Source organism: Stenotrophomonas sp. PS02298, from assembly GCF_029959445.1.
In the GTDB taxonomy this organism is placed as follows: Bacteria; Pseudomonadota; Gammaproteobacteria; order Xanthomonadales; family Xanthomonadaceae; genus Stenotrophomonas.
The window spans coordinates 1-10,966 of record NZ_JASCOR010000146.1 but is presented as its reverse complement, the minus strand read 5'-3'; the positions used below and the strand labels follow the sequence as shown (position 1 = coordinate 10,966).

Here is a 10,966-nt window from a genome sequence, read left to right as displayed (position 1 = left end):
GTACATCGAGATGTTTTACAACCCGACACGGCGACACGGTTCCAATGGCGGCCTGTCCCCGATAGAGTTTGAACGGCAGTACGCACTAAACGGCTGAAGAGTGTCTACAAAAGCCTGGGCGATTCATTGGCTAGGAGCCATCTTTAATAAACTTCAGCGTACGATGTGCGTGAAATTAGCTTTGAGTCGAGTGGGTTGATATTTGTTGGCTGTAAACAATGATTTGTGGCCTTTCCGAGTGCTGCGGCTCCATCAAGAATAGATTTTATTCCGGTGAAAATGTTTCTTGTGAAGAATTGCTGGTTGATTGACTGGGAGTCGTCTGGTTAGCGTCGGCTCTGGTGGTCGCGATTTATCGGAGGATTTTCTTTCTAGCGGTCACGAGATGTCGCTCCCTGAGCAACAAGAACAGTGGGAGCGCTAATGATGGGCCAACCACAATGCCGGATAGCGGAAGCCACAAACGACGCATCCCCAGCCTGCGCCCTTCGGCGCAAATGAGTGCAATTGTCGCGAGCCCCGAGATGAGGACATCCGCCCAGGCAAAAGCGGCAATGTTGCTGGATGTCGCCTGCTGCACCAAGAGCGGCACATTGAGGCCGTTGGCGGAAATCCATGGCACAAACTGTGCGAGCGGTAGGGCGGTGCCTGCGATGCAGAGAAGTAGGTAAACAAACCGCATGTTGCTCTCCGGCTGATTCGATTGGCTATCTCTGGCGTGGATTATCGCTTGAACCAAATAATCCTGGGCCTTGTTGAGTGGCGAGCTCGGGAGTTTCAGTGTGATCAAGGAAGTCCAATCCGCAATTGTTTCCGAAGCCCGTAAGAGCTCAGCGGCACCAAGCAACACCGAGGCGCGCTCAGCCCGCTATCCCCCATTACCGATGAACATTCCCGCCATCCCAACACACTGGCATGCTGTCGCCTGCTCATCAGGGGATGAAAGTCGATGTTTCGATCTGTTGTTCTTGCGGCTGCACTATTTGCAGCCCTTCCCGCGCACGCGGAGCTGGCCTTCGAGGCGCCGGTGGCCTGCGCTGATGCGGATTCGTCTCCTGCGCTGAAAGGCAGCCTCTGTGTCACTACCCATGTTCCGCTGCGGCACGAGTCGCCGGGCGATGGTTCGCTGAAGCTGTTCGTGCGGCGCTTTCCTGCCGAGGCGGCGGAGCGACGCGGGGAGGTTTGGTTGTTGGCTGGTGGGCCTGGTGAGTCCGGGGCGTCCTTGTATCCGGTGGTTGCGACGTTCCGGCGTGCGTTTCCTGGTTATGACCTGGTGATTCCGGACCACCGTGGCGTGGGACGGTCGGAGCGGATTTGCCCGGTACAGGAGGCGGCGGACAGCGCCGATGGCGTTGCGCTGGCCGGGGACGAGTGGGGTGGCTGCATTGGCGCGATGTATGCGGATGCGGCGCGCACGCAGGCGTTCTCGGTGACTGAGGCGGCGCAGGATCTTGCGCTGCTGATGTCGCGCTATCGCGGCAGTGGGCCGACCTATCTGTACGGGGTGTCGTATGGCACGCAGCTGGCCTTGCGTGTGCTGCAGGTGGCGCCGATGCCGCTGGACGGTTTGATCCTGGATGGACTGGTGCCGCTGGAGACCACCGAGCAGTGGGATCTGAGCCGGCGCACGGCGTTGGTGGATGCGGTGGGGCGTGCGGTGCTGGGCGAGCAGAAGGTGGCGGTCTATCAGCGTGTGCTGGCCGCTGCGCCGACGGCGCCGTGGAAGGACGAGGTGCCGGGCGGTGATCTGCGCCGGTTGCTGGGCTCACTGCTGAACTTCCCTGCGCTGCGTGCGCATATTCCCGACATCGTTGATGGGCTGGCGGTGGACGATACGTCCGCGCTGCTGGCGACGGTGGCGGAGTTGAAGACGGCGATGGCGGGGATGGGGCAGGGCGGTAACAACCAGCCTTCGTTGCCGCTGGTGATGTTGATCTCGGCTTCGGAGAACAATGCGCGGCCGGGGCTTACGCGCGAGCTTGTGGAGCAGGAGGCTGCTGGGGCCTTGTCTGTCAGTGCGATCCCGGGGTTTCTGGTGGGCGCGCCTGTGCCTGCTTATGCGAAGGATGCTTGGTTTGGGAAGTCGCCGGGTGCGTTACCCAGGACCTTGGTTGTGCATGGGACCTTGGATCCGAATACGGCGTATGCGGGGGCGGTGGAGCATGCGGCTGTGCTCGGGAAGGCTGGGGAGGTGAGCTTCAGTACGGTGGAGGGTGGGGCGCATTTGCTGTCTTACTTTGCGCCTGGGTGTTTTGTTGAGGCGGTTGGGGTGTTTGTTGGGGGTGGGGAGGTTGGTGGTAGGTGTGTTGAGCGGTGAGGGTTTTGGGTTCTCACAGCTGAGTTTGGTTGGGTGCTGGAGGTTTGGGTTTTAGGGTTTTGTTCTGCCCTCACCCCAACCCCTCTCCCGCTGGCGGGAGAGGGGCTTTGGTCATGCGGGAGCGGGGCTAACCGGTTGCGTCACAGATTGCTGGGTTGGGGCGTGTTGGCTCCAGCGTTAGTCGCTGCACATCCGAGAACAGCTGCTCTACCGGCATGCCGTAGGGTGCGAACAGACGCAGCCGTCCTTGGCGATCGAATACGTAGCCGCCTGCGGTGTGGCTCATTGAGTAGGCGCCGGGGTGCTTGCCTTCTTCGCGGTCGTAGAAGGCTTTGAAGGATGCTGCCATTGCGGCCAGTTGCGCATCGTCACCAACCAGCGCAGTCGCAGTTGGGTCAAACGCTTTTACATAAGTCTCGGCAACAGCAGGTGTGTCGCGGGCCGGGTCCACGGTGACGAAGATCACCTGCAGTTTGTCGGCGTCCGAGCCCATCAGGTGCTTTACGTGGTTCAACTCCACCATGGTGGTGGGGCAGACGTCCGGGCAGCTGGTGAAGCCGAAGAAGAGATACGTCACTTTGCCGTTGAGGTCGGCCGGGCTGCGGTTTACGCCTGTGCTGTCGGGCATCGTCCATTGCTGGCCGAGTGCTTCGCAGGCGATGTCCTTGCCGTAGAAATCCACCTTGGGCTTTGCGGCGCAGGCGGCCAGCAGCAGGGTGGCGGCGCTTATCGCGATGGTGGACAGGTGCAGTTTGCGGGCCAGTGCGGCGAGGCCGGTGGCGGGGGTGTTGGTGCGGGACATGGCTATGGTCGATGAAGGACGGACAGCCGAACTACATGCAACGGGCCGGCATGGTGTGCCGGCCCGTTGCGTGCGTCAGTTGACCATCATGTGGAAGTGCATGCTCCAGATGATCCAGATGGAGAGCGCTACCACGATGAAAAGAATGACCAGGGTGAAAACAAAACTGGCCAGGTTCCAGCCGCCCTCCGAGGAGCGGTTCATGTGCAGGAAGTACACCAGCTGCACGATGATCTGCACGACGGCAAAGCCGACCAGCAGGGCCATCGTCAGTGGCCGCGACAGCGTCGGGTTCATCACCAGCATGAAGGGGATGACGGTGAGCACGGCGCAGATCACGAAGCCGATCAGGTGGGACTTGGTGGAGCCATGTCCGCTGCCGGCGCGGGAGGTGTCGTTGTCGGACATGTTCAGAACACTCCAATCAGATAGACAAAGGTGAAGACGCAGATCCAGACCAGGTCCAGGAAGTGCCAGAACAGGCTCAGGCAGGAGATGCGGGTGACGTTGGTCGGGGTGAGCCCGCGACGCTTCACCTGGTGCATCACCACCGCCATCCAGATCAGGCCGCTGGCCACATGCAGGCCGTGCGTGCCAACCAGCGCGAAGAACGCGGACAGGTAGGCGCTGGTGGTAGGGCCGGCGCCAATGTGGATGAGGTGGTTGAACTCATACACTTCCATGCCGATGAAGCCGGCACCGAGTGCGAAGGTCACGCCCAGCCAGGTCAGCACCGCGCGCTTGTCCTGGCGGTGCATCGCCAGCACGGCCTGGCCGTAGGTGATGCTGGACACCAGCAGCAGGAAGGTCTCCACCAGCACGAACGGCAGCGAGAACAGTTCGGCACCGGTCGGGCCGCCTGCATACGCGTTGCTGAGCACCGCGTAGGAGGCGAACAGCGAGCCGAACAGCACCAGGTCGGACATGAGGTAGACCCACATGCCGAAGACCTTCATGCCGCCCTGGTCGTGGCCATGGTCGTCATGGCTGTGCTCGGCCGCCTGTGCGTTGTCTACGGCGACGTTGGACATGATGTTCATGCAATCACCCTGTGCTGCTTGAGCTTGTTCTGGTGTTGGTTCTCGATGGCGGTCACTTCTTCGGCGCTGACGTAGTAATCCACGTCCTCGTCGTAGGAGCGCACGATCAAGGTGACGATCATCGCCACGAAGCTCGCACCGGCCAGCCACCAGATGTGCCAGATCAAGGCGAAGCACAGTGCCAGGATCCAGATGTTGAGGATCAGCGGCACGCCGGTGTTACGCGGCATGTGGATCGGCGCGTAGTGCTTGGGTGGCTTGGGCAGGCCTTCCTTCTTGGCTTCGTGGAAGGCGTCCAGGGTGTCGGCCTTGGGCACCACGGCGAAGTTGTAGAACGGCGGCGGCGAGGGCGTCTGCCATTCCAGCGTGCGCGCATTCCACGGGTCGCCGGTGATGTCCTGGTTCTGCTTGCGGTCGCGGATGCTGACGTAGATCTGCACCAGCATCAGCACGATGCCTGCGAGCACGAACAGCGCGCCGACGAAGGCAGCAATCAGGTAGGGCGTCCACGCCGGGTTGTCGTACTGGTTCATGCGCCGGGTCATGCCCATGAAGCCGAGCATGTACAGCGGCATGAAGGCCAGGTAGAAACCGATGATCCAGCAGGCGAACGACCACTTGCCCAGGCGTTCGTTGAGGGTGAAGCCGAACACCTTCGGGAACCAGTAGACGAAGCCGGCCAGGTAGCCGAACAGCGCGCCACCGATGATGGTGTTGTGGAAGTGGGCCACCAGGAACAGGCTGTTGTGCAGCAGGAAGTCCGCGCCCGGGATGGCCAGCAGCACGCCGGTCATGCCGCCGATGGTGAAGGTGACCAGGAAAGCGATGGTCCACAGCATCGGCACGCTGAACTCGACGCGGCCACCGTACATGGTGAACAACCAGGTGAAGATTTTCACGCCGGTCGGGATCGCGATGATCATCGTCATGATGCCGAAGAAGGCATTGACGCTGGCACCGGAACCCATGGTGAAGAAGTGGTGCAGCCACACCACGAACGACAGGATGCCGATCGCCAGCGTTGCACCCACCATCGACTTGTAGCCGAACAGCTTCTTGCGCGAGAACGTGGCGGTGATCTCGGAGAAAATACCGAACGCCGGCAATACCAGGATGTACACCTCCGGGTGGCCCCAGGCCCACACCAGGTTGACGTACATCATCGGGTTGCCACCCAGGTCATTGGTGTAGAAGTTGAAGTCCAGGTAGCGGTCCAGGGTGAGCGCGCCGAGGGCGACGGTCAGGATCGGGAACGCGGCAATGATGATCACGCTGGTGACCAGCACGGTCCAGGTGAACACCGGCATCTTCATCAAGGTCATACCCGGCGCACGCATGCGCAGGATGGTGATGAACAGGTTGACGCCGGTCAGCAAGGTGCCGACACCGGAGGCCTGCAACGCCCAGATGTAGTAATCAACACCTACCCCTGGACTGAACTCGATGCCGGACAACGGCGGGTACGCCACCCAACCGGTCATCGCGAATTCGCCAAGGCCCAGCGAGATCATCATCAGCGCAGCGCCGACCACGAAGATCCAGAAGCTGAAAGCATTGAGGAAGGGGAAGGCCATGTCTCGCGCGCCGATCTGCAGCGGCACCACGATGTTCATCAGGCCCACCACGAACGGTGTGGCCACGAAGAAGATCATGATCACGCCATGCGCGGTGAAGATCTGGTCGTAGTGCTCCGGTGGCAGGAAGCCATCGCTGCCGGGACCGGCCGCGGCCAGTTGCGCGCGCATCATCAGTGCATCGGCAAAGCCACGCACCAACATCACCAGCGCCACCACGATGTACATGATGCCGATCTTCTTGTGGTCCACCGTGGTGAACCAGTCGCGCCACAGCACGCCCCACAACTTGAAATAGGTGACGGCGGCAAGCAATGCGATGCCGCCAAGCACCATGCCCGCCAATGTCACCACGACGATCGGGTCGTGCAACGGCACGGCGTCCCACGTCAACTTACCGAACATGCTCATTACTCCTGGGGGGCCTTGGAAGCTGCGTTGTGGCCGGACGTGGTCGCGGTGTTCTCACCCACGCCGATGAACTGGTCGATGACCTTCTTGAACAGCAGCGGCTCGACGCTGGCGAAGTGGCGCACCGGTTCTTTACGCGTCGGCGCGGCCAGGCGCTTGAATTCGTCGAAGCTCAGTTGATCCGGCGACTGCCGCACCTGCGCAACCCAGTCATCGAACTGTGGCTGGCTCATCGCGGTGGCGACGAACTTCATGTTGGAGAAGCCGTGACCGCTGTAATTGCCCGACATGCCGTCGAACTTGCCCTGCTCGTTGGCCACCAGGTGCAGCTGCGTGCGCATGCCGGCCATCGCATAGATCTGCCCACCCAGCTGCGGGATGAAGAAGGTATTCATCGTCGAGTTGGAGGTGATGTCGAAGGCCAGCTGCTGCCCGGCCGGGAAGTTGAGCTGGTTGACCGTGGCGATGCCAAGGTCCGGGTAGACGAACACCCACTTCCAGTCGGTGGCGATCACTTCCACATGCAGCGGCTCGCCGGGAATATCCAGCGGCTTGTAAGGGTCAAGCTCGTGGGTGGATTTCCACACGATGACGGCGAGCACGGCGACGATGATCAGGGGCACGCCCCAGACCACGATTTCCACCTTGGTGGAGTGCGCCCAATCGGGCATGTACCTGGCCTTGGTATTGCCGGAGCGGTAGCGCCAGGCAAAGACGAAGGTCAGCACGATGGCCGGTATCACCACGATCAGCATCAAGGCGATGCAGATCAGGATCAGGTCGCGCTGGGCAATGCCCACGTCGCCCTTGGAGTCCAGTAGTACCCAGTTGCAGCCAGACAGGCCCACGCATGCCAAAGCGGCCAGCGCTGGGCGGATGCGTTTCCAGCAGATATTCATTGAAGGTCGACCCTGTTGAAGGAGCTCTTGAGCGGGGACCGCCGATGCCCGGCGCATGGGCCGGGAGCGGCTACACTGTCCGTACGGCGGTGCCTACAAAAGGATTGCCGATCCAGTCAAGTCCATACAAGATACATTATTGTATGGGTTGGTGCACGTACAAAGCAGGGAAGGTTCACCCGATGCAGCAGCCAGCCGCAGGCCGACGCCTGAAAAAGCCCAACCGGACCTGGGTCCGTCCCTTCGCCGAGGGCAGCGGTCCGCTCTACCTGCAGATTGCCCAGCAGGTGCGCGACGCCGTGGACGATGGCGTGCTGCAACCCGGCGACCGCCTGCCGCCGCAGCGTGACCTGGCCCAGCTGATGGGCGTGGACCTGACCACGGTCACCCGCGCCTACGCCGAGCTGCGCCAGTCCGACCTGCTCGACGCGCAGGGCGCTGGCGGCACCTTCATCGCCATGTCGGCCGGCAACAGCGCCACCTCGGTGGACCTGAGCATGAACATCCCGCCGTTGCTGGGCAGCAGCCCGTTCGCGCAGAGCATGGAGCGCGGCTTCCAGCAGCTCAGCCAGCAGCTGGGGCAGGGCGAGTTGATGAGTTACCACGTCGGCGCGGGCTCCCGCGATGACCGTGCCGCCGCCGTGCAGTGGCTGGCGCCGATTCTGGGCAACGTCTCCGCCGAGCGGGTGGTGATCTGCCCCGGCGCGCAGGCTGCGTTATGCGCCATCGTGCTGGCCAAGACCCAGCCGGGTGACCTGATCGCCGCCGAACAGCTGACCTATCCGGGCCTGCTGGCCGCCGCCCGCGTATTACAGCGGGGCATCGTCTCCATCGCCATGGACGCCGAAGGCATGCTGCCGGACGCACTGGAAGCGGCCTGCCAGCAGCGCAAGCCGGCCCTGATCTACCTGATCCCGACCATCCAGAACCCGACCACCGCGACCATGTCGCAGGCCCGTCGCGCGGCCATCCTGGCCATTGCCCGCCGCCATGGCGTGGCGGTGGTCGAGGACGATCCGTACTGGTTGCTGGCCGCCGACGCGGCGCCGCCGCTGGCGGTGGATAGCCACCCGGATGCCCCGGTTTACTACGTTTCCACCCTGTCCAAGTGCCTGGCGCCGGGGCTGCGCACCGCCTATCTGGTGGTGCCGCCGGGCGAGCCGATGGAGCCGCTGTTGGACGCCCTGCGCTCGATCGCGCTGATGCCGACCCAGTCGATGGTGGCGGTGGCCTCGCACTGGATCCGCAGCGGCCAGGCCGATGAGATGGTGCGCCGCTTCCAGCAGGAGCTGCGCCAGCGCCAGCAGATTGCCGCGCGCATCCTGCCCAAGCCCTATCAGGCGCACCCGTCCGGCCTGCATGTGTGGTTGCCGTTGCCGCCACGGCTGGACCAGTACCGGTTGATCCAGGCCGCGCAGGCGCAGGGCCTGGGCATCGCCAGCTCGGAGGCCTTCAGCATCGAGGAGCAGGCCGGCAATGCCATCCGCCTGTCCCTGGGCGGGGCGGTGGACCAGCACAGTCTGGCGGCGGCGTTGACCAAGCTCACCGAGGTCATCTCGGCCGCGCCTGAGACGCGGACGCAGGCGATCGTTTAACCGCGCTCCGGTCATATCCATACAAAAGTGATACATTGCATATCTTGTATGGATATGTGGGTAGCTGCTGTGCGTCGGGACAAGCTGAAGTTTCATCTGGTGATGCTGGGCTGCGCCGGTTTCGTGGTGCTGGCGCTGGCGTCGCTGGTCTATGTCTGCTCGCGACCGCAGACCGCCGATGTGCAGGCCAGTGAGCGCGCGGCCATCGAGCAGTGCCTGCAGCGCAGTCGCGCGCCGGAGCGCACCGAGATCTACCGCCGCGCCCAGGCCGATTCCTGCGCCGAAATGCTGGAACAGTACGAGCACAAGTTCGGCGCGGACGCCGCCTCGTGAGCCCGCCCAACGGCGCATCGTCGCGCAGGCGCGGGATGCGGCTGTGGATTGCAGCCGGCTGCGTGCTGATGGCCGGTATTGCGATAGCGCTGTGGCAGTACTTCGGCTTCAGCGAGCAGGCCACGTTCGCCGAGCAGGCCATCGTCTTCGACGACACCCAACTCAAGCTGCCGCCGGAACTGGCTGGCGCCAACGGGCGCATCCGCGTCGTGCATTTCTGGGACCCGACCTGCAAGGTCTGCAACCGCGAAACCGGCGCGCACCTGAGCTACCTGATCAGCATGTATCGCCGCGCCAACATCGATTTCTACGCGGTGCGCCGCCCGGGCACGACAGGTGAGCTGCCCGAGTATCTGCGTGGTCGTTTGACGGAACTGCCGACGATTGAAGGCGCCGAACATATCCCGGCCAGTCCAGCGGTTGCGATCTGGGACAGGGCAGGGCATCTGGCTTACGCCGGTCCGTACAGCATTGGCATGGTCTGCAACTCGGCCAATAGTTTTGTCGAGCCGATTCTCGACAAGCTGGTCGATGGCCAGACGGTGCGCCCGCGTGGACTGCTGGCGGTGGGCTGTTACTGCCCGTGGCAAAGCAAGTCTTGATCCGCTGCTGATGAATCTGCATGCGCGCCAGCGTGCGTGGACGTTGTGTCCGCGCGAAAAAAACAGCGGGCACCCGCTCCAACCGACCGATGGTTGTGAGCAGGCACCCGCCGCTGATGCAAACAATACGTGGCTACATCGTCCATACATGGTGCGACAGGATGTCGCAGTTTTTTCCGGGAAAAATGGAGTTTGGCGATGAACTGGATGGACAGCGCGCTGCGCAGCAACGGCCCGATCTACCTGCGCATCGTCAACAGCATCGAGCGCAGCATGAACACCGGCGAGCTGGTGCCCGGCCATCGTCTGCCATCGCAGCGCGCCTTGGCCAAGCAGCTCGGCATCGACCTGACCACGGTGACGCGCGCCTTCGATGAAGCACGCAGACGCGGCCTGATCGAAGCGCGCGGGCCGCAAGGCAGTTTCATCGCACCGCCGAAAGCCGCCTTCGGCCAACCGGTGGACCTGAGCATGAATGTGCCGCCGGTGCCGGATGCATTGGCCTTGAACGATGCCTTGCGACGTGGCGCCGCTGCCGTGCTTGCGCGCAGCAATGCGCCCAACCTGATGACGTATCACCTTGCTGGCGGCAGCCCGACCGACCGGCATGCGGCGATCAGCTGGTTGCAGCCGATGCTGGGCGATATTGCCGATACGGCATTGGTGGTTGCCGAAGGCGCGCAGTCAGCGCTGGCCTCGATCCTGATCAGCCAGACCCAGGAAGGCGAGGTGATTCTTTGCGATCACCTGGTGTATCCGGGCTTGCTGCAGGCGACACGATCGTTGGGACGCCGCTTGCTGCCGGTCGATGGCGATGCGGAAGGGATGTGCCCGGAGGCGCTGGAACGTGCGTCGCGGCAGAGTGGGGCACGCGTGGTATACCTCAACCCCAGCTGCAACAACCCGACGGCGCTGACGATTCCCTGGCAGCGACGGGTTGAGTTGGCACGTGTGCTGCAGCGGTTGGGTCTGCTGGCGATCGAGGACGATCCGTATTGGCATCACGCTGTGGAAAAGCCAACGCCAATTGCGGCGTTGGCACCGGCGCAGGTGTACTACGTATCAACCTTGTCGAAGGCGATCAGCCCAGGTTTGCGCACGGCATTCGTGCGCTGTCCTTCGGAGCAGCATGCCGATGCGCTGGCGACTGCGTTGCGTTCGATCTGCCTGATGGGCCACCCGCTGGTGATGGCGCTGGTCAGCCAACTGCTGCTGGATGGTTCGGCGACTGCATTGTTGAATCAGGTGTTGGATGAAGCGCGCGAGCGCACTGCGTTGGCGGCGCATCTGCTGGTGCCTTCGTTGAAAGTGCAGGCGGCGGGATTGCATGCCTGGTGCAGCCTGCCAGAGCAAAACCGGGGTCAGAGTGGGGTTTCGGTACGAAACCCCCCGC

General features: G+C 62.8%; 11 protein-coding genes. 5 read left to right on the top strand and 6 right to left on the bottom strand.

Annotated features, from left to right (window positions below; all coding sequences use genetic code 11):
- Positions 1 to 352: 352 nt before the first annotated feature.
- On the bottom strand, positions 353 to 790 hold the full coding sequence (locus QMX78_RS17110) for a DUF2834 domain-containing protein (RefSeq protein WP_282271774.1): 438 nt from the start codon (positions 788 to 790) through the stop codon (positions 353 to 355).
- 159 nt (positions 791 to 949) lie between these two features.
- Between QMX78_RS17110 and QMX78_RS17105 the strand changes: the two genes are divergently transcribed.
- A complete protein-coding gene (locus QMX78_RS17105; RefSeq protein ID WP_282271773.1) occupies positions 950 to 2,317 on the top strand; it encodes an alpha/beta fold hydrolase in 1,368 nt (455 codons plus the stop codon).
- Positions 2,318 to 2,444: 127 nt separating this feature from the next.
- Here the strand turns inward: QMX78_RS17105 and QMX78_RS17100 are convergent, their stop codons facing one another.
- The 5 genes from QMX78_RS17100 to cyoA all read right to left on the bottom strand — a co-directional run bounded on the left by QMX78_RS17100 (position 2,445) and on the right by cyoA (position 7,043).
- Positions 2,445 to 3,119 carry an SCO family protein gene (locus QMX78_RS17100; RefSeq protein WP_282271770.1) on the bottom strand — a complete coding sequence of 225 codons (675 nt, stop codon included), beginning with the start codon at positions 3,117 to 3,119 and terminating at the stop codon, positions 2,445 to 2,447.
- A gap of 75 nt (positions 3,120 to 3,194) precedes the next feature.
- Positions 3,195 to 3,527, bottom strand: a complete 333-nt coding sequence (gene cyoD / locus QMX78_RS17095; RefSeq protein WP_282271768.1) for a cytochrome o ubiquinol oxidase subunit IV — start codon at positions 3,525 to 3,527, stop codon at positions 3,195 to 3,197.
- A gap of 2 nt (positions 3,528 to 3,529) precedes the next feature.
- On the bottom strand, positions 3,530 to 4,159 hold the full coding sequence (cyoC, locus tag QMX78_RS17090) for a cytochrome o ubiquinol oxidase subunit III (protein WP_282271767.1): 630 nt from the start codon (positions 4,157 to 4,159) through the stop codon (positions 3,530 to 3,532).
- Positions 4,156 to 6,138, bottom strand: a complete 1,983-nt coding sequence (gene cyoB / locus QMX78_RS17085) for a cytochrome o ubiquinol oxidase subunit I (protein ID WP_282271766.1) — start codon at positions 6,136 to 6,138, stop codon at positions 4,156 to 4,158. Before cyoB ends, cyoC begins: the two co-directional genes overlap by 4 nt.
- Positions 6,139 to 6,143: 5 nt before the next feature.
- The gene (gene cyoA / locus QMX78_RS17080; protein ID WP_282271765.1) at positions 6,144 to 7,043 is read right to left on the bottom strand and encodes a ubiquinol oxidase subunit II; all 900 of its coding nucleotides are present in this window, start codon (positions 7,041 to 7,043) and stop codon (positions 6,144 to 6,146) included.
- A 182-nt stretch (positions 7,044 to 7,225) separates the two neighbouring features.
- On the opposite strand from cyoA, the gene QMX78_RS17075 reads away from it, so the two are divergent.
- The 4 genes from QMX78_RS17075 to QMX78_RS17060 all read left to right on the top strand — a co-directional run.
- Positions 7,226 to 8,638, top strand: coding sequence for a PLP-dependent aminotransferase family protein (locus tag QMX78_RS17075; RefSeq protein ID WP_282271764.1), 1,413 nt, complete (start codon positions 7,226 to 7,228; stop codon positions 8,636 to 8,638).
- A gap of 48 nt (positions 8,639 to 8,686) precedes the next feature.
- A complete protein-coding gene (locus QMX78_RS17070; RefSeq protein ID WP_282271763.1) occupies positions 8,687 to 8,971 on the top strand; it encodes a hypothetical protein in 285 nt (94 codons plus the stop codon).
- Positions 8,968 to 9,573 carry a DUF6436 domain-containing protein gene (locus QMX78_RS17065; protein ID WP_282271762.1) on the top strand — a complete coding sequence of 202 codons (606 nt, stop codon included), beginning with the start codon at positions 8,968 to 8,970 and terminating at the stop codon, positions 9,571 to 9,573. Before QMX78_RS17070 ends, QMX78_RS17065 begins: the two co-directional genes overlap by 4 nt.
- Before the next feature lie 198 nt (positions 9,574 to 9,771).
- On the top strand, positions 9,772 to 10,966 hold a 1,195-nt coding region (locus tag QMX78_RS17060; RefSeq protein ID WP_282271761.1), incomplete at its 3' end, for a PLP-dependent aminotransferase family protein.